Below are 24,712 nucleotides of genomic sequence, written 5' to 3'. Positions count from 1 at the left end.
GCCGGCCCCGGGGAGCCTCGATCCCGGAACGATCGCTCACTCACCCCGTTGCTTCACATTGGCTGAGTGGAGGATCGAGATGCTGAATGAAGGCGAGCTGGGCCTCAGCGAGATGGGCCGGCTGATCGGCAGCGACAAGGTCGAGGGAACGTCGGTCTACGGCGCCGATCGCAACCGGATCGGTTCGATCGAGCGGGTGATGATCGACAAGGTCAGCGGCAAGGTGTCGTACGCGGTGTTGGGCTTCGGAGGATTCCTGGGCCTCGGCAACGACCGCTATCCGTTGCCGTGGCAGTCGCTGAAATACGACACCGAGCTCGGCGGATACGTCACCGGCATCACGGCCAGGGAGCTGGAGGGCGCGCCGAAATACGCCGAGCGAAGCGATTGGAACTGGGGTGACGATGCCGCGGTGCGCGGCATCAACGCCTATTACGGCGTCCCCTTCGCTTGAGCCTTCAGGGAAGGACAGGTCCATGAGCAAGGAACGACCCAATGACGATCCCCGGCAACAGAACGACTGGGGTTCGCACAAGCAGACGGACAAGCCCTGGAAGGGCAATCCGGAGAAGGAGCAGGGATCTGACGAGGTGAAGCCCGATCTCGAGAAATGGCACGAGACGAAGACGCACTGAGACAGGCGCGCTTCCCGTAAGACGTCAGAGACGAGCGCGGCACTCATCGTGCCGCGCTTTCGTCTTTGAGCGGACTGGATGTCGCGGTCAAGCCAGGGCATGACAGCCGTACGTGGCGCGGCCTATGCGGCCGCCTCCTTCCGCCCCGGTCCCGCATGCACATGCACCTGCTTGGCATGCAACGCCTCGCCGCATTCCGAGCACACCATCACGGGATCGAACAGCTTGCCGCAGCTCTTGTGCTCGTGCAGCAGCGGCCGGCCGCGCTCGTCGCCCATATGGGTGTCGCCCCAATGCACCATCGCCATGATGATCGGGTAGAGGTCGAGGCCTTTTTGCGTGAGGATGTACTCGTAGCGCTTGGGCGCCTCGGAATAGGGGACGCGGCGCAGGATGCCGAAGCGCACCAGCTTCTTCAGCCGCTCCGAGAGCAGGTGCCGCGTGATCTGCAGTGAGGACTGGAATCCCTCGAACCGGCGCACCCGCAGGAAACATTCGCGCAGGATCAGCAGCGTCCAGCGGTCGCCGACCACGGCAATGGTGCGGGAGAGCGAGCACTGCTCTTCGTCCAACGTGTCCCACTTCATGATCGGTCTCCGGCTCGGGCCTGGTCAGTCAGAAAAAGGAACTTACTTGAATGATCAGTACAATTTGTCCGCGAAGCTAGCATTGAGCCTCGCAGTTTGACAGTTCTATTTTAGAACTATAGCCTCCCTCCATTGCACCGCGCTCATCGGAGGAGGCGACCTTGCCCAAGCGAAACGCGACAGCCGCCGTGATCGGGGCCGGCGATTTCATCGGCTCCGAGATCGCCAAGAAGTTTGCAGCCGAGGGGTTCACGGTCTTCGCCGGCCGCCGCAACGGCGACAAGCTGGCGCCGCTGGTCAAGGACATCGAGGCCGCCGGCGGCGAGATCCATGCCCGTTCGCTCGATGCGCGCAAGGAGGAGGAGATCATCTCGTTCCTCAACGACGCCGACAAGCATGCCCCGCTCGAGGTCTGCATCTTCAACGTCGGCGCCAACGTCAATTTCCCTGTTCTCGACACCACCGAGCGCGTGTTCCGCAAGGTGTGGGAGATGGCCTGCTACTCCGGCTTCCTCGCGGGCCGGGAAGCGGCGCGGCTGATGCTGCCGCGTGGCGGCGGCAACATCTTCTTCACCGGCGCAACAGCGTCCTTGCGCGGCGGCAGCGGCTTTGCCGCTTTCGCCAGCGCCAAGTTCGGTTTACGCGCGGTGGCGCAGGCGATGGCGCGCGAGCTCGGGCCGAAGCAAATTCATGTCGCCCATCTCATCATCGATTCCGGCGTCGACACCGAATGGGTGCGGCAGCGCCGGCTCGAGGCGCTCGGGCCGAATGCACTGGACAATCCCGATCTCCTGATGCCGCCGTCCTCGGTCGCGGATGCCTATTGGCAGCTCTACCAGCAGCCCAGGAGCGCCTGGACCTTCGAAATGGAGATCCGTCCCTTCGGAGAGAAATGGTGACCGCGGCGCAGAAGTCCGGCTAGACTGAATCCAGCTCAAGCAAAATTCCGGGGAGGTATTTAAGTGAAGACCGCGATCACCGAACTGTTCGGCATCGAGCATCCCATCATCCAGGGCGGCATGCATTTCGTCGGCTTTGCGGAGCTTGCCGCTGCCGTCTCCAACGCCGGCGGGCTCGGCATCATCACGGGTCTGACGCAGAAGACGCCGGAGCTGCTCGCCAAGGAGATCGCGCGCTGCCACGACATGACCGACAAGCCGTTCGGCGTGAACCTCACCTTCCTGCCGACCTTCGCGGCGCCGCCTTATCCCGAATACATCGCGGCCATCGTCGAAGGTGGCATCAAGGCGGTGGAGACCGCGGGCCGCAGCCCCGAGGCCTACATGCCGGCGCTGAAGGCCGCAGGCATCAAGGTCATCCACAAATGCACCTCGGTGCGCCACTCGCTGAAGGCCGAGCGCATCGGCTGCGACGCCGTCAGCGTCGACGGCTTCGAGTGTGGCGGCCATCCCGGCGAGGACGACATCCCCAACATGATCCTGCTGCCGCGCGCGGCGGAGGAATTGAAGATCCCGTTCGTCGCCTCCGGCGGCATGGCCGACGGCCGCAGCCTGGTCGCGGCGCTGTCGCTGGGCGCGGCCGGCATGAACATGGGCACGCGCTTCATCGCCACCAAGGAAGCGCCTGTGCATCAGAACGTGAAGAACGCGCTGGTCGCGGCCACCGAGCTCGATACCCGCCTGATCATGCGCTCCTTGCGCAACACCGAGCGCGTGCTGAGAAACGCCAATGTCGATCGCCTCATCGAGATCGAGCGCGAGAAGGGCGACAAGCTGAAGATCGACGACATCCACGACCAGGTGGCGGGCGTCTATCCCAGGATCATGCTGGAGGGACAGATGGACGCCGGCGCCTGGAGCTGCGGCATGGTCGCCGGGCTGATCCACGACATCCCTTCCTGCAAGGAACTGATCGATCGGATCATGGCCGAGGCGGAACAGATCATCCGCAGTCGCCTGATGGGGTTCCTGGATGGGACGGCGACGACGCGAAAGGTCGCCTGACACCGCCAAACTTCTTAACCAACGCGGGAACTGACCGCTGGAATTGCGCGCGACGCCTCCTAAATAGGGATAAAATAGCCCTTTCAAAATCAATTTCAGGAGGCGTCCGTGGTCCTGAAGAGCGTTCATTTTGCAGTTGCCGTTGCCCTCGTGCTCGCAGCGGGCGGCGTCGCGCGCGCTGACGACTACAAGCCAGACGAATATCTCGGTCTCGATCTCTCCAAGGCGGTACTGTCGCCGAAGCGGCTCGGGCCCGAGACGCAGTTCGCACCCATCGCGCTCGAAGCGCGCGGCGGCAATGAGGCGCAGGCACGCGCGGAGCCGGTCGACGTGCCGAAGAAGGTTGCGGCCGAACGTGTTCGCGCGGCCGAGCCGAAGGTTGCGCATGCCAAGCCCGCCCAGCCGCGCGGGGTGGCCCGCACCAAGCTCGCGCATCGCCACGGCAATCCGCTGGACGCGCAGGCGATGGACACCCGTATCCAGACCTGGCCGTGCCGCAGCGGCGGCATCTGCAACTGGAAGCACTAGGTACTTCGCCTCTCCCCGCGTGCGGGGAGAGGCCGGAATCCGCGCGGAGCGTGGATTCCGGGTGAGGGGGACTCTCCGCGAGTCCAATGCTCACCGTCTCCGCGGAGAGTCCCCCTCACCCCAACCCTCTCCCCGCAAGCGGGGCGAGGGGGCAGACCTGCATCGCGGCTGCGCTATTCGCGCTTGATGCCCCGTCATCCCCGCGTCGCAAAACCGTAGGCCTGGGGTCAAGAAACCATCAGGTTAGCCGTCAAGCAGCGCAGGCACCTTCCGTCGCGATTCGACGAAGGTTTCCTGAATGGCAACGCTCCGCGCCACGCGCCCATGGACCCGGCGGCAATTCCTGGTCCGCTCGACCTCAAGCCTGGCGGTTACCTCGCTCGGCACGCTCGCAACACCGTATCTCAGCCGTGCAGCGGATCGTCCGCAGATCGCAGGCGGCATCCAGTCCGGCGATATCTCGGATGGCTCCGCGATGGTCTGGGCGCGTGCGGATCGCGCCGCGCGGATGCATGTGGAGTGCTCCACCGTCGAGAGCTTCAAGACCATCATCGCGTCGGCTTCGCACGACGCGCTGCCGGACGCCGATTTCACGGCGAAGCTGCAGCTGAACGACCTGCCGTCCGGGCAGGATATCTTCTATCGCGTCCGCTTCGACGACGTCGCGACCGGCATCGCCGGAGAAAGCAACATTGGCCATTTCCGCACGGCGCCGGAAGCGGGCCGGTCGATCTCGTTCGTGTGGTCTGGTGACGTCGCAGGGCAGGGCTGGGGCATCGACGTCGCGCGCGGCGGCTATCGCAGCTATCGCACCATGCTCGACAACCACCCGGATTTCTTCATCCATTCCGGCGATCACATCTACGCCGACTGCACGATTCCCGCCGAGCAGAAGCTGCCGAACGGCGAGACCTGGCGCAACCTCGTGACCGAGGAAAAGTGCGAGGTCGCGCACACGCTGGCGCAGTTCCGCGGCAACTACAAATACAATCATCTCGACGATCATTTCCGCGCCTTCCACGCGGAGGTGCCGATGTTCGCGCAGTGGGACGACCACGAGGTCACCAACGACTGGTCGCCGACCGGCAGTTACGATGCTTCGGGGTATGAGGATGACGGCACCCCGCGCCTGGTCGCGCGCGCCCGCCGCGCCTTCTTCGACTTCATGCCGATCCGCGATATCGGCGCGCGACAGGGCCGGGTCTATCGCAAGATCGCCTATGGTCCGCTCTTGGACGTCTTCATGATCGACATGCGCAGCTATCGCGACGACAGCTGGAACAAGGGCGGCGACCATCGCGGCTGGATCCTCGGCGCCGAGCAGCTCGCCTGGCTGAAGCGCGAGCTCGCCGCCTCGCGCGCAACATGGAGAGTGATTGCGGCGGACCTGCCGATCGGCCTGGTCAGCCTGGATGCCGTGGCCCTTGGCGATGGGCTGCCCGACCGGCGCGAGCACGAGATCGCCGATCTTCTCAGCTCCATCAAGCGCACCGGCGTGCGCAACATCGTCTGGCTCACCGCCGACATGCACTACACCGCCGCGCATTATTACGATCCGGGCAGGGCGCAGTTTCAGGATTTCGAGCCGTTCTGGGAATTCGTCTCCGGCCCGCTGCACGCCGGCAGCTGGGGCCCGGGCGAGCTCGACAATACGTTTGGTCCGGTCGCGATGTACCAGAACGGCTGCAGCGCGGCGCAGGGCGAGAATTTGGCGCCCTGCTTCGGACTGCAATTCTTTGGCCGCGTCGACATCGACGGCGAGAGCGGCGTGATGACCGTGACGCTGAAAGACGTCGACAATCGCGACCTTTGGTCCGTCGACATCGTGCCGCAGCGGCAGACCCGTCCCGCTGTGGTCGCGCAGCATTCGTGAGGGGGCGTACGACGCCTTGCCGCGTCGTCATGCCCGGGCTTGTCCCGGGCATCCACGTTCTTCGTGCCGCGGAGCAGGGCGTGGACGGCCGGGACAGGCCCGGCCATGACGGCGGGATGCATCGCGCGCACCTAACCCGTTCTTGATTGGCCGCCTCCCGCCGCCCTCGCTATACTCGGCGCTCCCGCCACCTCTTTTCCATCACCGAAGAGTCTGTTCCCCGCGGCCCCGCCGCGCGACCGGCGGGATGCAATATGTCAGGAGCCTGTTCATGGACAATCTGAAGACACAGGGCATCAGCATGCCCAAGCTCGGCCTCGGTACCTTCCGCATGCAGGGCGATGCCTGCCGCGCCGCGGTCGAGAGTGCGCTGTCGATCGGCTACCGCCACATCGACACGGCCGAGATGTACGCCAATGAGGAGCCGATCGGTTCAGCCATCGCCGCGTCCCGCCTGCCGCGGAACGAGCTGCACGTCACGACCAAGGTCTGGCACGAGAATCTCAATCCCGATGCGATTCGCCGCGCCTTCGACAACAGCCTCAACAAGCTCAGGCTCGACCACGTCGACCTCTATCTCGTGCACTGGCCCTCGACATCGGCGAACTGGGGCGCGGTGTTCGAGACCTTGATGAAGCTGAAGGAAGAGGGCCGCACCCGCGCCATCGGCGTTGCGAACTTCACCACGGCGCTGCTCAAGATCGCGGTCGAGGACATCGGGGCGCCGATCGCCTGCAACCAGATCGAATATCATGCGATGCTCGATCAATCGAAGGTGCTGGCTTATCTCAAGGCGAAATCGATCCCGCTCGTCGCGTATTGTCCGCTGGCGCAGGGGCGCGTTGCCTCGGATGCGGTGCTGGCCGAGATCGGCGCCAGGCATGGTGCGACCGCTGCGCAAGTGGCGCTGAAATGGCTGCTCGACCAGGATGGCGTTGCCGCGATTCCGAAGGCCTCGCGCCGCGAGAGCCAGCAGGCCAATCTCGATGCGCTGAAGATCACGCTCGACGATGCCGACCGCCGGAAGATCGCCGCGCTGCCGAAGGATCGCCGCTGCGTCAATCCGGGCTTCGCGCCGGCGTGGGACTAGAGCGGGTACTCATGAAGGCGCCGAGGTCGCTTTTGGGGGCAAGCAGAAATCCTATGCTTCATCAGAGCATTACTGCTTGCGACCCCAAAGCGGTCGATGTCGAGCTCGTCCCGAGCTGCTATCAGGCCAGCTGATCGACCAGTGCCGACCATAGAGCCCATTGTTCGCCCCGATGTACCGGGTCCTCAATTGCAGTGTGCACCATGACGACCTTAGAGGTCGGATCAACGCAAATATACTGGCCCTTGAATCCTAACAACGCGAACTGCCGCCTCTCACCGGGCAACAACCACAAGAGATAACCGTAGCCCAATTTCTTCGTCGCCACGACCGGGCGCAGATAGTCATCCGAAGCTCGAACGGTGGTTGCATCGATCATCCATTGCGTCGGAACGATCTGCTTGCCATCCCATGCGCCATCATGCGCCAGCAAACGTCCTAGCCGGGCGTAATCGCGTAGAACGGCATTGAAGCCAAAGTGCCCCAGTTCGAAGCCTTCTGCGTCTACCAGCCAATTGGCATCCGCTTCCGCGCCGATCGGCTCCCATACTTTCTCGCGCAGATAGTCAGATGCTGACTTGTTGACAGCACCGTGAAGCACCATGCTGAGCACGTCGGCCTCTATGCTTGCGTAATAAAATCTCGTTCCCGCTGGGGCGACACGCTGATTGAATTGCACAATGCTCTTAACCGTACCCAACTTTGAATCCGGGAACGCGATCCCCATGCCGTTCCACAGGCGATTGAGGTCACGTCCTCCGTCTCTTGTTTCACCGAAATCGACGCCTGAGGACATGTGCAGCAGATCGCGAATTGGTGTCCTGCCGTACTCGCTTCCCATAAAAGCCGGTACATAACTTTCGGGGATATCATCGACCGACTTAATCGCCCCCTCCGAGATGGCGATCCCGATCAACAGTCCGGTTATCGTCTTGACCATCGACTGGGATACGAACCTATCCTGATCAGTTCGCGCGTACTGATAGCCCTCGAAGATAATCTGGTCGTCCTTGGCAATCAGCAGGCCAGTGGTCGGATTGCGCGACATGTAGTCGAGGGGCGAGAACTTGCTTCCCTGAAAATGGTAGTAAACGTCTGCCCTCGAGCACTTGAACTTCCAAGGGGGCACAGCTCGCCTGACGAGTCGCGTTTGATAGATGTGATCGATATGGGTGAATGCGCCGACACGGTATCTTGGCTCCCAAGGGTCGCCTTGCCTCCGCGCCTCCGTAATGTCGGGAAGAGGATAACCATCTTTGGCGCCGTAAAGCTCGGCGTTTGGACCTGTTGTGGAGAAAATCGGACCGGCGCAGTCTTGCGTCTCGCCGGGGGAAACTGGTTCCGCGGTTGCGGGAATGGGACCGGCAAACGCACAGGCGACCGTAGCAACCAACGATGACACAGCCTCGCGACGGGAATATTGCGGCTCCGACATGATGTCCCCCGAAGAGTCCCGCAAGTAGAGATCAAATCGGGTGGAAACTTCAAGGAGTATGTCTCCTATTGGCCCCATAGCCAAAGTAGATCGATGCCCGCTGTCGGGCCGCTAATGGAGGCAGAGCGGACGTGGCGGATCGATGAGTACATGCCCTCGTCGTCTCCGCCGATTTGAACGCAAAGAAATGGCCCCGTGAGGGGCCATTTCCATATGCGCTCTCGGTTAGTCCCAGTGATGGTGGCGATGGCTGCGCTTGATCACCACGACCTTGTCGCGATGGTGGCCGCGATGCCAGCCGTAGTCGCGATGCCCACGGAATTCGGCGCGGGCGCCGTACGGACCGTGATGATGGTGATAGCCGCCGTGCTTGATCACCACGGTTTCCGCGCTCGCCAGCGTCGGCGCCGCGATCACGAGCGCACCCAGGGCCGCAACCACATAACCAAGCTTCTTCATGATGTCCTCCTCCAATTCGAATGCACATTTAAACCGCGCATTCATGCGAACGTTCCGCAAGGATCACAGGAGAATTCTGAACAGCTGTTCAGCTGGTTAATCGCAGCGCTGTTGTGTCGGCGTCGGCGCGCCCGTCGCGACATACTTGCCGTCCTTGATCGTGTACTCGCCGCGCTCGCTGCGATTGTAGATCGCGCGCAAGCTGCCGTCCTTCGCCAGTTGCAGCCCGAACTCGCGGGTCTGATGCAGCGACGGAAAATACACCATCACATTGAGCAGGCGCTCGGCGCTCACCGTGGCGGACACGACCTCGTTCTCGTCCTTGGCGTCGCCGAAATTGCGTCGGTACATCACCCGACCGTCCTTCCGGATTTCGTAAGTGAGGAGCGCCCCCTTGTCGCGGTCGGGCCGGGCCGCGCAGTCGACCGCCCATGAGCCGAGCAGGCCCCATTGCTCGACCGTCGCAGCCAGCGTCTCGGCACCGGCCCTGGGGCAGATCGCCGCCCACAGCATCGCAGCCGCGATCCAGCGGCCCAAACCACGTGTCATGTCCCTAAAGAACCCCGCCTCGAAGAATTCCAATGTAGCATCCCGCCCGCATCCGTCCATGGCCGCCCCCGATCGCTCGCGAATTTGATCCGCGTCAATGAGGGCGGTCCTTTCCGGGGTAGGATGGCGTTTCCCGAAAGCGAACCTGGATAGAGCAATGCTGAATCAAGTCATGGATTTTGCGGGCGAAGTGCTGCCGGGGAGCTGCGCCGTGCCGCCGTATTCCGAGACCGAGTTTCTGAGCGAGCTGGGTGATCGCCTGCGGTCCTCGCGCATGCGCTGCGACCTGTCGCGCCGCGAGCTGGCCCGCCGTTCCGGGATTTCCGAGCGCTATATCGCCCAGATCGAGGCCGGCAAGGGCAACGTCTCGATCGTGCTTCTGCTGAGGTTGGCCTCCGCAATCCACGGCAGCCAGCCCCAGGCGGCCTGACGCTTCGAGGTGACCGTCATGGGGCAGCTCGTCCTCGCCGCCAAGGTCACCCACGTTCCATCACTGATGCTGTCGGAGCTATCAGGTAGCCCGTTACGCGATGCGCGCGCGCCGGCAGTCAGCTCCCTGCGGGAGCTCGGCCGGCGGGCGAGAGAGCGCGGCGTCACCTGCTTCGTGGTGTTCGACACCCACTGGCTCTCCAATTTCGGCTACCACATCAACGCGAATGCGCGGCATCGCGGCTCGTTCACGAGCCACGAGGCGCCGCAGATGATCCAGGATCTGCGCTACGACCTGCCGGGTGACACGCGCCTCGCCGAAGCCATCGCTGCCCGGGCCGGGGACGCCGGCCTGAACGTGATCGCCCATCAGGTGGCCAGCCTCGGGCTCGAATACGGCACGATCGTGCCAATGCACTATATGAATCCGGACGGTTTCGCGAAGGTCGTCTCGGTCGCCTCGCCGCTGTTCACCTCATTCGAGGAGAGCCGGCTTCTCGGTGAGGCAACCCGCCGGGCGATCGACGAATCCGGTGAGCGGGTCGCGATCCTCGCCAGCGGTTCGCTCTCACATCGGCTCTGGCCGAACAAGAAGCTCGGCCCCGAGGCCTGGACGTCGGTCGCCAGCGAGTTCAACCGCCAGGTCGATCTGCGCGTGCTCGAGCTGTGGCAGAGCCGCCGCTACCGCGAATTCCTCGACATGCTTCCGGACTACGCCACCAAGTGCAACGGCGAAGGCGGCATGGCCGACACCATCATGCTGTTCGCCGCGCTCGGCTGGTACGACTACCGGGGTGCCGCCGAGCAGCTCTGTGATTACTTTCCGTCGTCCGGGAGCGGCCAGGTCAACGTGGAGTTTCACGTCGAGGCGTGAGGCAAGTGGCCTCAGGCCCGCTTCTCCACGTTGGCGCTGCGGGCCGGCACGCCGAACTCCTTGCGGCAGACCTCCGCCAGCACGGCGACGCCCTCGCGGATCTGCTGATGCGTCGGACTTGCAAAGCACAGCCGCAGGCGCGAGCTGGAATGGCTCCTGTTGGTCGACCATTCCGGCCCCGGATTGATCGAGACGCCCGCCGTGAGCGCGGCCTGATACAGCTTCAACGTGTCGACCTGGTCGGGCAGCTTGACCCAGAGGAAGATGCCACCCTTGGGCTCCTCGAATTCCGCCGCCGTCCCGAACTGCTCGTTCAACGCCTCCATCAACGTGTCGAGCTTGGTGCGCAGCGCCTTGGTCAGCGCCGGCACATGGCTTTCGAAATGCGGCTTGCAATAGGCGGCGAGCACCATCTGCTCCAGCGCGCCGGAGCCGGCATCGGTCTTCAGCGCCAGCATCCGCGACATCACCTCCCAGGGTGCCACGATGAAGCCGACGCGCAAGGCCGGTGCGATCGATTTCGAGAACGAGCCGATATGGATCACGCCGCCGCTCTCGCTCATCGCATGGATCGCCGGCGGCCGCTGCCCCGACCAGACGAGGTCGGCATAGCAATCGTCCTCGAAGATCGACACACCGTACTCGGTCGCGAGCCGCACCAGCTCGGCGCGGCGGCTCTCGGGCATGATGCTGCCGGTCGGGTTCTGCACGGTCGGGATCGTGTAGATGTATTTGGGACGGATGCCGCGGCTCTTCAAATCGGCCAGTGTGGCGGCCAGCGCGTCCATGCGCATGCCGTCCTTGTCGAGGGGGACGCCGACCACATTGACGCCGAGCCGCGCCAGGCGGGTCAGCGAGCCCTGATAGCTGTCCTGCTCGAAGATCACGGTGTCGCCGCGCGTCAGCAGCGTCGCGTTGACGAGGTCGAGTGCCTGGAGCGAGCCCGAGACGATCAGGAGATCGTCGACGGTGCAGCTGATGCCGGCATCACGCTTGAGTTTCGTCACCAGGAATTCACGCAGGGGAAGATAGCCCTGCGGCCCATGCGCCAGCCCGTAAGTGGCGAGCGAGCGGCCCTCGCGCCGCAGCACCGCATTGGTCGCTTCGATCAGCTCGTCGAGCGGCACCTGTTCGGAATCATTGTTGCCGCCGACGAAGCTGTATTTGGCAAGGCCCGTCCAGCGCGCGGAAGGGGCCGGCAGCCCTGCTGGAAACAGGGGCGCGAAATCGAAGCTGGACGTCATGGGGCGTTCCTCGTTTTGTTCTTGTTGAGCGGCCGGCGTTGCGCCGGGCCACCTTACTTCTTGCCGGCCGTCCGGGTCGGACGTCCCTGGCTGATGAAAGCGTAATGCGCATTGGCGACGCCGCCAACCATCAGCGCCTCGACCACGGGCTCGGCGATCTCGCCGGTCGCGGCCCAGTCGACCAGGAAATTGGCCCCGGTCCCGCCGCGCACGTCGTCGGTCGGGACGAAGATCGAGACGGTGGCCAGCGGCTTCAGCGCCACCTGGCCTTTCAGGTAGGTCTCGACCTGCTTGCCTGCGGTGTCGAAATAGGCGATGCGTTTGATCACCAGCGGCTGGGTCTCGGAGGCGTTGTGAACACTCAAGGTCACCGAGAAGTCGACGCGCAGCTTGCCCTGGCTCATCGCCACGCTGGAGTAAGCCGGCACGTAGAAGCCGCCGGAGACGACGAGTTCCTCCTTTGGCATTGCGGTGAGGGAATCGGCAAAGTTCTGTTCAATATTGACCTTGGATTGTGCGGCCGCGGGCACGGCAAAGGCGAGGGGGCATAGCAGCATTGCTGCGAGCAGGCTTCTTTGCATGTGACGAATTGCTCGCTTGCCGCGCCGCAACCTGTCTCTAGGGTGCGGCAAAACGGACCAATTTGGCATGCACGAGCTCATTCGCGACATCACTCTCTGTATTCTGTTTGCCTGGATGCTGGGCCTGCTCGCCCATTTCTCCCGGCAACCGCTGATCCTGGCCTATCTTATCGCCGGCTTTTGCATAGGTCCATTCGGCGCCGGCTGGGTCCATTCGCAGGAATCGATCGGCGTCATTTCCGAGCTCGGCCTGATCTTCATGCTGTTCATGATCGGCCTGGAGATCGACCTGAAGAAGATCGTGCGGGCGGGGAAGGTGATCCTGTTCGCGGCGGGCGGCCAGCTGCTCGGCGGCTGCCTGCTCGGGGTGCTGTTCTTCGTCGGCATCGGCCTGTCGCTCGGCGGCGGACACTTCGATGCGGTCTATCTCTGCGTCGCCTGCGCGCTGTCCAGCACCGTCATCATCGTCAAGGTGCTCTACGAGAAGCGCGAGCTGGACACGCTGCCGGGACGCATCACGCTCGGCGTCTTGGTGCTGCAGGACATCTTCGCCATCCTGTTCCTGGCGGTGCAGCCGAGCCTCGCCAATCTCCAGGCCAGCGTCATCCTGCTCTCGATCGGCCGCGTCGCGGTGCTGGTCGCCGCCGCGCTGCTGGTCAGCCGCTACGTGCTGCCGCGCCTGTTCCACCAGATCGCCCGCCGGCCCGAGCTGATCCTGCTCGGCGCGCTGGCCTGGTGCTTCCTGGTCGCCGAGACCGCCGAGCGGCTGTCGCTGTCGCGCGAAATGGGCGCGCTGATCGCCGGTGTCTCGCTCTCGACCTTTCCCTACGCGCTCGACGTCACCGCCAAGGTCACCACGCTGCGCGACTTCTTCATCACCCTGTTTTTCGTCGCGCTCGGCATGACCATTCCCGTCCCGGGCCTCTCCGTGATCGGGCTGGCGCTGATGATCGCGGCGTTCACGGTGGTCAGCCGTCTCGTCACCACCTTCACGCCGCTCTATCTGATGAAGCAGGGCCTGCGCGCCAGCCTGTTGCCGGCCCTCAACCTCGCGCAGATCTCGGAATTCTCGCTGGTGGTGATCCAGACCGGCGTCAACGATCACCATATCGCAGCCCAGACCGCGAACGCCGCCTCCTTCGCCTTCGTGGTGCTGGCCGTGCTCTCGACCTTCGCGATGAGCCGCAGCGACGAGATCACCCGCTGGGCGATCGGCCCCCTGAAGCGGATCGGCCTGCGCGACCTCGACCATGGCAATGGCCATGCCGAGGAGGGGCACGAGGGCGGCCATGGCGAGGCCCGCCGCATCGTCATCCTCGGCTTCTTCCGTGCGGCGAGCGCGCTGCTGGCCGAGATCGAGCGGCAGGCGCCGGTGCTGCTCGAGCAGATCACCGTGATCGATTTCAACCCCAATGTGTACCAGACGTTGCTGTCGCGCGGCCTGCACGTGATCTATGGCGACATCAGCAGCGCCGATACGCTGCTCCATGCCGGCGTCGGCAAGTCCGAGATGATCATCCTCAGCGTGCCGGATGCGTTATTGAAGGGCGCCAGCAACGAGAAGCTGGTCCGCCACGTCCGCACCCTGAATCCGACCGCCATGATCGTGGCCACGGCCGACCTGCTGTCGGACGTGGACGAACTCTATGCGGCCGGCGCCAGCTACGTCACCGTGACCAGGCTCAGCGACGCTCATGAGCTGTTTACCGTGATCGAGGCCGCGCAGGCCGGCCTGCTCGCCGACAAGCGCGCCGAGCTCGATCAGCGGCTCGGCGAGCGCCGCGAAGTGTTGCCCTGAGGGTGGTCGGCCTTCCCGCCCGGCTGTCTGCACCTATATCCCTGGTATCTTCGGTGCAAGCCTGTCTACCTTGGCAGGCCAGCCGGTTGGCATATGCGGTTGCGTCCAGGACACTAGCGCCCCGGCCCAAGTCCGGCTAAGCCTCCCGCCCATAACCGTTAGAGATTGGGACATGCCCGATAGCGTTCAGGAAGTCTTGCAGGCCTTTGCCCGGGGTGAGCTCGTGGTCGTCACCGACGACGAGGATCGCGAGGGCGAGGGCGATCTGATCGTCGCCGCCTCGCTCTGCACCGCCGAGAAGATGGCGTTCATCATCCGTCACACCTCCGGCATCGTCTGCGCGCCCGTGACCACCGAGGACGCGCGCCGCCTGCGGCTCGATCCGATGGTGGCCCACAACGATTCCGCGCACACCACCGCCTTCACGGTGTCGATCGACTACAAGCCCGATGGCGGCACCGGCATCTCCGCCGAGGAGCGCGCCTCGTGCTGCCGCGCGCTGGCCAATCCGAATGTCGGCGCCAACGATTTTGCCCGGCCCGGGCACATCTTCCCGCTGATCGCCAAGGACGGCGGCGTGCTCTTGCGCTCCGGCCATACCGAAGCCGCCGTCGACCTCTGCAAGCTCTCCGGCCTGCCGCCGGTCGGCGTCATCAGCGAGCTGATGAACGACGACGGCAGCGTGATGAAGGGCGAGCAGGTCGCGCAGTTCGCGGCCAGGCACAAGCTGAAGCACGTCACCATCGCGGACATGATCGCCTACCGCCAGGCGCGCGAGAAGCTGATCGAGCGGGTCTCGACCTTCGTCACCGAAAGCCCGATCGGACCCTTGCAGGGCTATGCCTACCGCTCGCCGTTCGATTCCATCGCCCACGTCGCGTTCGTCTATAACGGCGTCGGCGACGGCAAGAACGTGCTGACGCGCTTCCACAAGCCTAACATCGTCAAGGACATCTTCACCGGCCACAAGCGCATGGCGGCCGTGCTGGAGCATTTCAAAAAGTCGGGCCGGGGCGTGCTGGTCTATTTGCGCGACGGCGCGGCCGGCGTTCCGGTCGCGGCGCTGCCGGACGAGACGCAGACCGAGGCCGACCGCAACCGCCAGTGGCGCGAGGTCGGCGTCGGCGCGCAGATCCTGCGCGATCTCGGCGTCACCTCGATCCGGCATCTCACCTCCTCGGTGCACGACTACAAGGGCCTGTCGGGCTTCGGCATCGAGATCGTCGCCAACGAGCAGCTCGAGAGTTAGCGCTGTCATTCGGGGAGGCGCCATGCGTGGCCCCGGGATTCACGCAGATCCATCGATCCGCATCGCAATTGCACTTGTTGCCGCGGCGCTTTAGTTTGTCGGGCAATTTCTGACGGAACCAGACGAAAGGACGTTTCATGAGCGTGCGCCCTCAGGCCAAGGACAAGCCGGCTGCGGCTTCTTTCCAGTGGGACGATCCGTTCCTGCTCGACGAGCAGCTGACCGAAGACGAGCGCATGGTGCGCGACACCGCCCGTGCCTACGCCCAGGACAAGCTGCTGCCGCGCGTCACCAAGGCCTATCTCGAAGAGAAGACCGACCGCGAGATCTTCAACGAGATGGGTGAGCTCGGCCTGATCGGCATCACGCTGCCCGAGGAATATGGCTGCGCCAATGCGAGCTACGTCGCCTATGGCCTCGTCGCGCGCGAGATCGAGCGGGTCGATTCCGGCTATCGCTCGATGAACTCGGTGCAGTCCTCGCTGGTGATGTACCCGATCTACGCCTATGGCGACGAGAACCAGCGCAAGAAATACCTGCCCAAGCTCGCCAGCGGCGAGTGGGTCGGCTGCTTCGGCCTGACCGAGCCCGACGCCGGCTCCGATCCGGCCGGCATGAAGACCCGCGCCGAGAAGGTCGCGGACGGCTACCGCCTCACCGGCAGCAAGATGTGGATCTCGAACGCGCCGATCGCCGACGTGTTCGTGGTCTGGGCCAAGTCGGCCGCCCACGACAACCAGATCCGCGGCTTCGTGCTGGAGAAGGGCATGAAGGGCCTGTCCGCCCCGAAGATCGGCGGCAAGCTGTCGCTTCGCGCCTCCATCACCGGCGAGGTCGTGATGGACGGCGTCGTCGTCCCCGAGGACGCGCTGCTGCCCAACGTCTCCGGCCTGAAGGGCCCGTTCGGCTGCCTCAACCGCGCCCGCTACGGCATCTCCTGGGGCGCGATGGGCGCCGCCGAGGACTGCATGCACCGCGCCCGCCAGTACACGCTCGACCGCAAGCAGTTCGGCAAGCCGCTGGCCGCCACCCAGCTGGTGCAGAAGAAGCTCGCCGACATGGAGACCGAGATCGCGCTCGGCCTGCAGGGCTCGCTGCGCGTCGGCCGCCTGATGGACGAAGGCAAGTTCGCGCCCGAGATGATCTCGATCATGAAGCGCAACAATTGCGGCAAGGCCCTGGACATCGCCCGCGTCGCCCGCGACATGCACGGCGGCAACGGCATCTCGGCCGAGTACCACGTGATGCGCCACGTCCATAACCTCGAGACCGTCAACACCTATGAGGGCACCCACGACGTCCACGCCCTGATCCTCGGACGCGCCATCACGGGCATCCAGGCGTTTTTCTAGTCGCAGCGTTCTTTGGCCGCGGCTAGTTTGCTCCGCTGTCATCGTCCGCCTTGTGCGCAGTTGCGCACTGGGGCGGGCGATCCAGTATCCCAGAGACCTCGCCTTCGCCACCGCGCCACGGCGTACTGGATAGCCCGCTTTCGCGGGGTATGACGGCGAGGGGTGGGGCTGCAGTGCACAGGAAGTCCGAAGTCCCATGTCCGACAACGACGACGTCCCGTTCAACCGCAATTTCCCGCTGAAGGCCGGCATCGTCGAGGAAGTCCGGCCCGGCGTGCGCCGCGTGCTCTGCAACAATCCGAGCCCGTTCACCTTCACCGGCACCGTCAGCTATATCGTCGGCACCGGCAATGTCGCGATCATCGATCCCGGTCCGGATGACGAGGCACACGCGGCTGCGCTGCTCGATGCCGTGCGCGGCGAGACGGTGAGCCATATCTTCGTCACCCACACCCACCGCGACCATTCGCCGAACACCGCCCGGATCAAGCAGGCGACGGGCGCGCCGGTCTATGCCGAAGGCCCGCACCGGGCCTCGCGTCCGCGTTTCGAGAGCGAAAAGCACAATCCGGAATCCGGCTCCGATCGCGACTTTGCGCCAGACGTCAACCTCGCCCATGGCGACGTCGTCGAAGGCGACGGCTGGCGGCTCGAGGCCGTGGCGACGCCGGGGCACACCGCCAATCATCTCGCCTTTGCCTGGCCGGAGCGGAAGTTCAACTTCGTCGGCGACCACGTGATGGGCTGGTCCACCTCGATCGTGGCGCCGCCCGACGGCTCGATGATCGACTACATGGACTCGCTCGACCGGCTCGCCGCCCGCGAGGAAGATCTCTATTTCTCCGGCCACGGCCCCGAGATCCCCGAGGGCCAGCGTTTCGTGCGCTTCCTGATCCGTCACCGCAAGGCGCGCGAGGCCTCGATCCTGCACCGCCTCGCCAAGGGCGAGACCGACATCCCGACCATGGTCCGCGCGATCTACATCGGCATCGATCCGAGGCTGACGACGGCCGCCGGCTATTCCGTGCTGGCGCATCTGGAAGACCTGGTCGCCCGCGGCGTGGTGGCGACCGAGGGCGATCCCGTGATCGGCGGGACGTATCGGATGGCGGGTTAATTGCAGGCCGTCATTCCGGGGCGCGCGTAGCGCGAACTATGGTGCGCAATTGCGCACCTGAGAATCCATTCATCCGCAAGCGCTGTGGCACGATGGATCCCGGGTTCGCGCTACCGCGCGCCCCGGGATGACGCTCTATCGCGTCACTTCTTCACCGTCTTGGCCGGCGCTTTCGGCGGCGCCACCGGGGTCTTCTTCACCGGCTTCAGCGCATCGGCATCGGCGGCGGTGTTGAGATCGTCGATGAATTTCTTGACGCGTGCGGCATTGCTGCCGAGATCGCGGTCGAAATTGCGCGAGGCCGAGCGGATATCGACGCGGGAATCATCGCCGTCCGCCACGAACCTCATCGAAATGTCCTCGCGAAACCCCATGATCGGCGTGCGCGCCACCGCCTCGATGCGGCCGATGCGGCGCGGCGGCTGCGGTGCGCGCTCGTCGATGACGATCCATTTGCGCTTGTTGACGAGCTGCAGCGCGATCGCATAGGCGCGGTCGACGGAGATCTCGAGCTCGACGGGCTCGACGTCGGGATAGAAGTGGCGCTGCTGCTCCGCCGAATAGAGGCCGGCATAGACCGCGGGGTTGGCGCCCTCGCCGGTGCGCAGTCGCGCCAGCGCCTCGAAACGCGGCGGATCGATCGGATCGGTGGTGATGTCGTAGATCGCCGGCAGCTTGCGATATTGCAGGGCCAGATAGGCGGGATAGGCGAGGATCGCGCCGTCGATCAGGAAGGCGAGCAGGATGCGCGCCATGCCGCGCGAGCCGTTCTGCCAGATCGCGGCAAAGCCGGCGAGCCCGACCAGGATCGAGAGCCCTGATATCGCAAGGCCGCCGAAGAAGGTCGCAAGCCCCGGCTTCGGCTCCAGGAAATCGAAGCGGACGATGATGATCGACACCACCACCGCCACCACCGCGAACACGGCCAGATTGCGCGCCCAGCTCGCGAGGCTGGACACGGGCTCCGACTGATAGGGAGCGGAAAACCTGCGGGCCATCGGGTGAGCTCTGCCGGGGCTTCTGGAGAGGTGCCGGCCGACGAGGCGCGACGATGAGCCGTTGAGACCACGGCCCGGGGGCAAATTCAAGAGTCGTTCACCCTCCCCTGAAGGGGAGGGTCGATCGCGCGAAGCGCGAGCGGGGTGGGGTGACAGTCTCTCCACCGAGGCGGTGCCCGTGCGGAGAGATCACCCCACCCCGTCTCGCAAATCTCGCTTTGCTCGATCGCGAGCCGACCCTCCCCCTTCAGGGGAGGGTGGTACCAACGCCTACGCCGCCGCGTTCGGGAAGCGGTAGTCCTTGAACTGGTCGCGCAGCGCCGTCTTGAGGATCTTGCCGGTCGCCGTGTGCGGAATGCCGTCGACGAAGGCGATGTCGTCGGGCATCCACCATTTGGCGATCTTGCCGTCCATGTAGGCCAGGATGTCCTCGCGCGTGGCCTGCTGGCCCTGCTTGAGCTGCACGATCAGAAGCGGCCGTTCGTCCCATTTGGGGTGGAACACGCCGATCACGGCGGCTTCCGCCACGGCGGGATGGCCGACCGCGAGGTTCTCGAGGTCGATCGAGGAGATCCATTCGCCGCCGGACTTGATCACGTCCTTGGAGCGGTCGGTGATCCGCATGTAGCCGTCCTCGTCGATGGTCGAGACGTCGCCGGTGTCGAAGAAGCCGTCCTCGTCGAGGATGTTGGTGTCGACGCGGTAATAGGCCTTGGCGACGGCGGGGCCGGAGACCTTGAGGCGGCCGAAGGTCTTGCCGTCCCAGGGCAGCTCCTTGCCGGCATCGTCGGTGATCTTCATCTCGACCGCGAAGGGGGCATAGCCCTGCATCTGCAGCACGTCGAGCCGTGCATCGCCGGTCGCATTCTGGAACGGCGGCTTCAGCGCCGCGACGCTGCCGATCGGGCTCATCTCGGTCATGCCCCAGGCGTGACGCACGTTCGAGCCCATGTCGAGGAACGCCTTGATCATGGAGCGCGGCATCGCCGAGCCGCCGCAGATCACCATCTTCAGGTCCGGCAGCCTGAGATTATTGGCGGTCATGTGCTGGAGCAGCATCAGCCACACCGTCGGCACGCCGGCCGTATGCGTCACCCTCTCGGTCGAGAGCAGCTCGTAGACCGAGGCGCCGTCGAGCTTGGCGCCGGGCATGACCAGCTTGGTGCCCTGCGACGGGGCGGAGAAGGCGATGCCCCAGCTGTTGGCATGGAACAGCGGAACCACCGGCAGCATTGTCTCGGACGCGCTCGTGCCGAGCGCGTCGACATTGTTGGCCATCAGCGCGTGCAGCACGTTGGAGCGATGCGAATACAGCACACCTTTCGGGTCGCCCGTCGTGCCGGAGGTGTAGCACATCGCGGCTGCCGTGTTCTCGTCAAAGTCCTTCCATTTGAATTTGCCGTCGGCCTGCGCGATCCAGTCCTCGTAGGCGATCACGTTCTTCAGTGTGGTCTGCGGCATATGCGCCTTGTCGGTGAGCACGATGTAGCGCTCCACGCTCGGCAGCTTGTCGGCGATCTTTTCCAGGATCGGAACGAAGGTGAGGTCGGTCATCACGATGCGGTCCTGCGCATGGTTGATGATCCAGGCGATCTGCTCGGGGAAAAGGCGGGGATTGACGGTATGGCAGATGGCGCCGATCCCCATGATGCCGTACCACACCTCGAGATGGCGCCAGGTGTTCCAGGCGATCGTCGCGACACGGTCGCCGAGCTTGATGCCGTCGCGCTCCAGCATCTGCGAGACCTTGAGCGCCCGCTTGTGGATCTCGGCGTAGGTGGTGCGATGGATCGGTCCCTCGACCGAGCGTGTGACCACCTCCTGCTTGCCATGAATTTTGGCGGCGTGTTCGATGATCCGGTGGCAGAGCAGGGGCCAATCTTGCATCAAACCAAGCATTCCGACGTTCCTCCGAGAAAGTCGCTGGGCGCGTTGTCGCTCTCAGCGTTGGGCCAAAGATTGCCATGAGTTTTAGCCTGCCGGACTTTCGCCGCAAATGGTCTTGTCGCGGCTATATGTCCGCTGGCGCGGCAATGGTTACCGCTGCGCTCGGGCTATCGCTCCTGCTCGCCGAGAGGGCCGAGGCGCGGAAATATCCTGCGCCCCTCGACATCTTCGGTCTTGGTACACCACGGCCGCGCGCGGCCGCTCATACCGCCAGGATTCCGCTGCCGAGACCGCGGCCCGACGAGGCTCCGCCCGAGGCGGAGGGAAAGTCGTCTCCCGATAAGCCTGGCGCCGACAAGCCTGCCGAGGCCGCCTCACCACCCCAGAAGCCGGTCTCAGCCTGCCGTCTGGCGCTGACCGAGGAGATCGCGATCGCGCCCTCCATTGCGGATATCCGCGGCCCCGGCGCCTGCGGCGGCGAGGATCTGGTCCGGCTGGAAGCCATCGTGCTGCCGGACAAGCGCAAGGTGACGGTCAAGCCGGCGGCGATCCTCCGCTGCACCATGGCCTCCGCGATCGCCGACTGGCTGCGCAAGGACATGGTGCCGCTGGCCACCAGCCTCGGCTCGACCATTGGCGAACTCGATAATTTTGACAGCTTCGAGTGCCGCGGCCGCAACCGCGTCGCCGGCGCGTTGCTGTCCGAGCACGGCAAGGCCAACGCGCTTGACGTTCGCGGCATCAAGCTCGCCAACGGGCAGTCGATCGGCCTGACCGACCGCACCATGCCGCGCGAGGTGCGCGAGCGCGTGCTGCATTCGGTTTGCACGCGGTTTTCCACCGTGCTCGGCCCGGGCTCGGACTGGTACCATGAGGACCATATCCATCTCGACCTGGCGCAGCGGCGCAACGATTACCGGATCTGCCAGTGGAATGTCTGGGATCCGCTGCCGCAAATCGCCCCGCTGCTGCCGGCGGAACGGCCTGAGGAGGCGCCGCCGCGCGAGGTCGCGGCCAGGCCCGAGACCAAGCCTGGAGAAAAGGAAGGCGCTGACGACGAGGCGGAGAAGGCGCCCGCGCCCGCTGAGAAGCCGGGGGCCGAGGGCAGCAAGTCCCAGCCGCACAGGCCGGCAACAAAAAAGCGCCGGTGAAACCGGCGCTTTTGGATCTCAAGGCTCAGCAAGCGATCAGTAGCTGCCTGCCTGGCCGGTCTGGCTGCTGCCGAGCGCCAGCCGCGAATTGTAGGGCGAGTCGCCGTGCTTCGGCTCGAGCACGACCACGATCGTGCCGACCTTGACGCGATCATAGAGGTCGATCGCGTCCTCGTTGGTCAGGCGGATGCAGCCTGACGAGATCGAGGCGCCGATATATTCCGGCTGGTTGGTGCCGTGGATGCGGAACAACGTGTCCTTGCCGCCGGAATAGAGGTAGATCGCGCGAGAGCCCATCGGATTGTCCGGACCGGGTGCGACATAGGTCGGCACACCCAGGCGCGAAATTTCGCCGGGGGTGGGGTGCCAAGCCGGCCACTCGGTCTTGCTGCCCACCTTGGCGATGCCCGACCAGGCCATGGCCTCTTCGCCGACGGTGATGCCGTAACGGATCGCCTTGCCGCCATCCATTACGTAATAGAGATAGTGATTGTCCGAATCGACCACGATCGAGCCCGGCGCCTCTTTGCGGTGGTAGTCGACGATGGCGCGGCGGAACGGCTCCGCAACCGGGGTGTTCTCGTACCGGACCTTGGCGAGAAGTTCCTTGTCCTTCGGCTTGAAGGCCTTGGTGTCGGTCGCCTCGAAATGCGTGGCCTGCATGCAGCCCGACAGCATCAGGCCAGCGGCCAAAATCCCAAACTTAACTTTCAGCGACGACATGGTTTGGTTCCAATCAAAACAATACCGTGCGGAAGACTTGAGCTTAACGCCCAAGTTCCTCGACTCCGTTAATCCCATTATCGTTGAAATCTGCCACAATTCCAGCACTGAAGCCCTTTTCCCGCGCTGCGAGAGCCGAGCTGTGGCTTTTCTGCCGCAAATTTTGCGGTCCCATGGAGATTTTTGGGCTGCGGGAGCCGGACTGTCGATTCCATGCCACAGTTGAGCCATGGCGCTGCCACAAATGCGAATGCTTCCTTAATGCAGTTGTCATCGTGAACTGGCCAGAATCGCGCTAAGGGCTGTCATTCTGTCGCAGGTGCTGTCGGAGTCGTGCATGTTTTCGGTGTTTGTTCCCTCCGAGTCTGCCCTGAAGAAGGTCGTGATCGAGGATCTCTCGGCGTTGCCGGAAAACGCGGTCTGGATCGATCTCGTCAATCCCAGTGCGGCCGAGGACAAGGCGGTGGAGCGGCTCGCGGGCATCGCCATCCCGACCCGGGAAGACATGCAGGAGATCGAGATCTCCAGCCGGCTCTATATCGAGAACGGCGCGCGCTACATGACGGCGACGCTGATGTGCCACTCCGATACCGACATGCCCCGGACCACGGCGGTGACCTTCATCCTCGGCGACCACCGCCTGGTGACGGTGCGCTACGACCTGCCGAAGCCCTTCGCCCTGGTCGAGGCCAAGCTCGCCCGCTCATGCACGCCGTCCATCACCGGCGAGTCGGTGCTGATGGAGCTTTTGGACGCCGTGATCGACCGCTGCGCCGACATCCTGGAGCGCTGCGGCGCCGAGATCGACCAGGTCAGCCACGACATTTTCGAGCCCGAGAGCGAGCGCCACGGTCACGCCAAGCGGTATTCCCAGATCCTGATCTCGATCGGCCGCAAGGGCGACCTGACCTCCAAGGTTCGCGAGAGCCTGGTCTCGATCGGCCGCGTCGTCGCCTTCCTCTCGGCGGTGGTCGAGGGGGTGAAATGGTCGAAGGACATGCGCGAGCAGCTCAAGACCATGCAGCGCGACGTCTCTTCGCTGACCGACCACGCCTCCTATCTCTCCAGCAAGATCACCTTCGTGCTCGACGCCATGCTCGGCGTCGTCAATCTCGAGCAGAACAACATCATCAAGCTGTTCTCGGTCATGGCCGTCGTCCTGATGCCGCCGACGCTGATCGCCTCGATCTACGGCATGAACTTCAAGGTCATGCCGGAACTCGAATGGGTGCACGGCTATCCGATGGCACTGGTGATGATGCTGATCGCCGCCATCGTCCCTTACTGGATCTTCAAGTTCAAGAAGTGGCTGTAATACTACCGAGACCTTACGCCGTTCGCAGAGACACGGTGGTTGGTGTCGCAGAATAGAGCGGGATTGCGGCCGCGCGGTGATGGGTGCTCAGTGCCCCAATTCCTCCGGTAAAATTTGAGCGGTGGGCTGAACGTTTGCGCGAAACTTGTCTGCGATAAGCAGTGCGTAGCCGCGAGGAACAACCATGGTTGAAAAACACATAACGTCGCCCCGCAACGTCATCGACCTCGCGAACTATCGTCAGGTCCTGGCGAGCGGCAAGGCGTCGTCGATGTCGGTGCGCATGTGCCGGCACTGTGGTGCTCCGCTGCTCGACGGTGAGAACGACGACGACTGCTCGACCGCATTCAGCACGGCCGCTCCGCGGCCGCGCGACAGGTCGCGTCGGATTCGAATCGATTGAGGAACGGAAGGCGAGGGCGATCCAGGTCTTGCGGCGGCGTTGTCTGGATCGCCTTGCTTCCTTTCTTTTCAGGACAAACGGCTATGACGTTCGATCGGCGGCTGCGCTAAAGGCCATCTGGGCCCCATCGCGCGCCAAAACGGTGCCTGTGTCGCCCTCTGTCAATCCTCTCCGTCAAAAATATTCCACTTTACCGAAATTCGGTTTCGGCGTATGTGTCGCTCATCCCGGCTCACCAAGAGGGGCGACTTGTGGTCGTCATGTTCGCGAGCCGGGCTTGCGGTGGACGCGGCAGCGTCGGCGCGAGAGGTGCGGGCAGGGCGGGTAGTCCCTGTGAGCTCGTAACCGCGTGCGGACGACGGCGCTGCTAGGCTTCGTCTCGTCTGTAAGTTTCCGGCTTCGTCGACAGGGCCGGGAATACTGCGGCGACATGGCGGGCCGTGCGTACGGCAAAACCGTGTGGTCCTGGCC

At 64.2% G+C, this 24,712-nt stretch carries 25 protein-coding genes; 16 read left to right on the top strand and 9 right to left on the bottom strand.

Features of this window, described 5'->3' with window-relative positions:
- Window positions 1-79 precede the first annotated feature (79 nt).
- Entirely contained in the window at window positions 80-454 is a 375-nt protein-coding gene (locus UNPF46_RS35300) for a PRC-barrel domain-containing protein (RefSeq protein ID WP_142253118.1), read from the top strand.
- 22 nt (window positions 455-476) lie between these two features.
- On the top strand, window positions 477-635 hold the full coding sequence (locus UNPF46_RS38065) for a hypothetical protein (RefSeq protein WP_181770261.1): 159 nt from the start codon (window positions 477-479) through the stop codon (window positions 633-635).
- Window positions 636-757: 122 nt separating this feature from the next.
- Here UNPF46_RS38065 and UNPF46_RS35295 read toward each other — a convergent pair whose 3' ends face one another.
- Window positions 758-1,222 (bottom strand): winged helix-turn-helix transcriptional regulator, encoded by a 465-nt coding sequence (locus UNPF46_RS35295; protein ID WP_142253117.1) that lies wholly within the window; start codon window positions 1,220-1,222, stop codon window positions 758-760.
- Between the two features lie 161 nt (window positions 1,223-1,383).
- Here UNPF46_RS35295 and UNPF46_RS35290 point away from each other — a divergent pair, with 161 nt between their 5' ends.
- The 5 genes from UNPF46_RS35290 to UNPF46_RS35270 all read left to right on the top strand — a co-directional run bounded on the left by UNPF46_RS35290 (window position 1,384) and on the right by UNPF46_RS35270 (window position 6,677).
- The gene (locus UNPF46_RS35290; RefSeq protein WP_100180264.1) at window positions 1,384-2,121 is read left to right on the top strand and encodes an SDR family oxidoreductase; all 738 of its coding nucleotides are present in this window, start codon (window positions 1,384-1,386) and stop codon (window positions 2,119-2,121) included.
- Between the two features lie 63 nt (window positions 2,122-2,184).
- The gene (locus UNPF46_RS35285) at window positions 2,185-3,186 is read left to right on the top strand and encodes an NAD(P)H-dependent flavin oxidoreductase (protein WP_142253116.1); all 1,002 of its coding nucleotides are present in this window, start codon (window positions 2,185-2,187) and stop codon (window positions 3,184-3,186) included.
- 108 nt (window positions 3,187-3,294) lie between these two features.
- Window positions 3,295-3,714 carry a hypothetical protein gene (locus UNPF46_RS35280; RefSeq protein WP_100180266.1) on the top strand — a complete coding sequence of 140 codons (420 nt, stop codon included), beginning with the start codon at window positions 3,295-3,297 and terminating at the stop codon, window positions 3,712-3,714.
- 298 nt (window positions 3,715-4,012) lie between these two features.
- Window positions 4,013-5,587 carry an alkaline phosphatase D family protein gene (locus UNPF46_RS35275; RefSeq protein WP_142253115.1) on the top strand — a complete coding sequence of 525 codons (1,575 nt, stop codon included), beginning with the start codon at window positions 4,013-4,015 and terminating at the stop codon, window positions 5,585-5,587.
- 271 nt (window positions 5,588-5,858) lie between these two features.
- Entirely contained in the window at window positions 5,859-6,677 is an 819-nt protein-coding gene (locus UNPF46_RS35270; RefSeq protein ID WP_142253114.1) for an aldo/keto reductase, read from the top strand.
- Between the two features lie 121 nt (window positions 6,678-6,798).
- Here UNPF46_RS35270 and UNPF46_RS35265 read toward each other — a convergent pair whose 3' ends face one another.
- From UNPF46_RS35265 to UNPF46_RS35255, 3 genes are all read right to left on the bottom strand, one after another.
- The gene (locus UNPF46_RS35265; protein WP_181770260.1) at window positions 6,799-8,112 is read right to left on the bottom strand and encodes a serine hydrolase domain-containing protein; all 1,314 of its coding nucleotides are present in this window, start codon (window positions 8,110-8,112) and stop codon (window positions 6,799-6,801) included.
- Between the two features lie 225 nt (window positions 8,113-8,337).
- Window positions 8,338-8,571 carry a hypothetical protein gene (locus UNPF46_RS35260; protein WP_142253112.1) on the bottom strand — a complete coding sequence of 78 codons (234 nt, stop codon included), beginning with the start codon at window positions 8,569-8,571 and terminating at the stop codon, window positions 8,338-8,340.
- Window positions 8,572-8,667: 96 nt separating this feature from the next.
- Entirely contained in the window at window positions 8,668-9,120 is a 453-nt protein-coding gene (locus UNPF46_RS35255) for a hypothetical protein (RefSeq protein WP_181770259.1), read from the bottom strand.
- A gap of 157 nt (window positions 9,121-9,277) precedes the next feature.
- Between UNPF46_RS35255 and UNPF46_RS35250 the strand changes: the two genes are divergently transcribed.
- Both UNPF46_RS35250 and hpaD read left to right on the top strand, forming a co-directional pair.
- Window positions 9,278-9,550 carry a helix-turn-helix domain-containing protein gene (locus UNPF46_RS35250; protein WP_174719210.1) on the top strand — a complete coding sequence of 91 codons (273 nt, stop codon included), beginning with the start codon at window positions 9,278-9,280 and terminating at the stop codon, window positions 9,548-9,550.
- An 18-nt stretch (window positions 9,551-9,568) separates the two neighbouring features.
- A complete protein-coding gene (gene hpaD, locus UNPF46_RS35245) occupies window positions 9,569-10,423 on the top strand; it encodes a 3,4-dihydroxyphenylacetate 2,3-dioxygenase (RefSeq protein WP_100180270.1) in 855 nt (284 codons plus the stop codon).
- Window positions 10,424-10,434: 11 nt separating this feature from the next.
- On the opposite strand, the gene UNPF46_RS35240 is transcribed toward hpaD, so the two are convergent.
- Together UNPF46_RS35240 and UNPF46_RS35235 are read right to left on the bottom strand one after the other, a co-directional pair.
- Entirely contained in the window at window positions 10,435-11,667 is a 1,233-nt protein-coding gene (locus tag UNPF46_RS35240; RefSeq protein WP_142253110.1) for an aminotransferase-like domain-containing protein, read from the bottom strand.
- A gap of 53 nt (window positions 11,668-11,720) precedes the next feature.
- Window positions 11,721-12,248: a DUF3124 domain-containing protein gene (locus tag UNPF46_RS35235; protein WP_349628189.1), complete on the bottom strand. Its 528-nt coding sequence runs from the start codon at window positions 12,246-12,248 to the stop codon at window positions 11,721-11,723.
- 67 nt (window positions 12,249-12,315) lie between these two features.
- Here UNPF46_RS35235 and UNPF46_RS35230 point away from each other — a divergent pair, with 67 nt between their 5' ends.
- The 4 genes from UNPF46_RS35230 (at window position 12,316) to UNPF46_RS35215 (ending at window position 17,764) form a co-directional block, all read left to right on the top strand.
- Window positions 12,316-14,046: a cation:proton antiporter domain-containing protein gene (locus tag UNPF46_RS35230; RefSeq protein ID WP_142253108.1), complete on the top strand. Its 1,731-nt coding sequence runs from the start codon at window positions 12,316-12,318 to the stop codon at window positions 14,044-14,046.
- Window positions 14,047-14,218: 172 nt separating this feature from the next.
- Window positions 14,219-15,295 carry a 3,4-dihydroxy-2-butanone-4-phosphate synthase gene (gene ribB / locus UNPF46_RS35225; RefSeq protein ID WP_100180274.1) on the top strand — a complete coding sequence of 359 codons (1,077 nt, stop codon included), beginning with the start codon at window positions 14,219-14,221 and terminating at the stop codon, window positions 15,293-15,295.
- A gap of 137 nt (window positions 15,296-15,432) precedes the next feature.
- Window positions 15,433-16,647: an acyl-CoA dehydrogenase gene (locus UNPF46_RS35220; RefSeq protein WP_097659667.1), complete on the top strand. Its 1,215-nt coding sequence runs from the start codon at window positions 15,433-15,435 to the stop codon at window positions 16,645-16,647.
- Between the two features lie 196 nt (window positions 16,648-16,843).
- The gene (locus tag UNPF46_RS35215; protein WP_100180276.1) at window positions 16,844-17,764 is read left to right on the top strand and encodes an MBL fold metallo-hydrolase; all 921 of its coding nucleotides are present in this window, start codon (window positions 16,844-16,846) and stop codon (window positions 17,762-17,764) included.
- A gap of 143 nt (window positions 17,765-17,907) precedes the next feature.
- Here UNPF46_RS35215 and UNPF46_RS35210 read toward each other — a convergent pair whose 3' ends face one another.
- Both UNPF46_RS35210 and UNPF46_RS35205 read right to left on the bottom strand, forming a co-directional pair.
- A complete protein-coding gene (locus tag UNPF46_RS35210; protein ID WP_100180277.1) occupies window positions 17,908-18,762 on the bottom strand; it encodes a DUF1499 domain-containing protein in 855 nt (284 codons plus the stop codon).
- A 270-nt stretch (window positions 18,763-19,032) separates the two neighbouring features.
- Window positions 19,033-20,661 carry a fatty-acid--CoA ligase gene (locus UNPF46_RS35205; RefSeq protein ID WP_100180278.1) on the bottom strand — a complete coding sequence of 543 codons (1,629 nt, stop codon included), beginning with the start codon at window positions 20,659-20,661 and terminating at the stop codon, window positions 19,033-19,035.
- Window positions 20,662-20,726: 65 nt separating this feature from the next.
- Here UNPF46_RS35205 and UNPF46_RS35200 point away from each other — a divergent pair, with 65 nt between their 5' ends.
- Window positions 20,727-21,800, top strand: a complete 1,074-nt coding sequence (locus UNPF46_RS35200) for an extensin family protein (RefSeq protein WP_142253107.1) — start codon at window positions 20,727-20,729, stop codon at window positions 21,798-21,800.
- A 36-nt stretch (window positions 21,801-21,836) separates the two neighbouring features.
- On the opposite strand, the gene UNPF46_RS35195 is transcribed toward UNPF46_RS35200, so the two are convergent.
- Window positions 21,837-22,523, bottom strand: a complete 687-nt coding sequence (locus UNPF46_RS35195; RefSeq protein ID WP_100180280.1) for a L,D-transpeptidase — start codon at window positions 22,521-22,523, stop codon at window positions 21,837-21,839.
- A gap of 337 nt (window positions 22,524-22,860) precedes the next feature.
- Here UNPF46_RS35195 and UNPF46_RS35190 point away from each other — a divergent pair, with 337 nt between their 5' ends.
- Together UNPF46_RS35190 and UNPF46_RS35185 are read left to right on the top strand one after the other, a co-directional pair.
- Window positions 22,861-23,838 (top strand): magnesium transporter CorA family protein, encoded by a 978-nt coding sequence (locus UNPF46_RS35190; RefSeq protein ID WP_100180281.1) that lies wholly within the window; start codon window positions 22,861-22,863, stop codon window positions 23,836-23,838.
- Between the two features lie 184 nt (window positions 23,839-24,022).
- Entirely contained in the window at window positions 24,023-24,241 is a 219-nt protein-coding gene (locus tag UNPF46_RS35185; protein WP_100180282.1) for a hypothetical protein, read from the top strand.
- Window positions 24,242-24,712 lie beyond the last annotated feature (471 nt).

It is taken from the genome of Bradyrhizobium sp. UNPF46 (assembly GCF_006658625.1).
Taxonomy (GTDB): Bacteria; Pseudomonadota; Alphaproteobacteria; order Rhizobiales; family Xanthobacteraceae; genus Bradyrhizobium; species Bradyrhizobium nitroreducens.
Note: the sequence above shows the minus strand (reverse complement) of the source record. Positions and strands in the feature narration are given on the sequence as shown.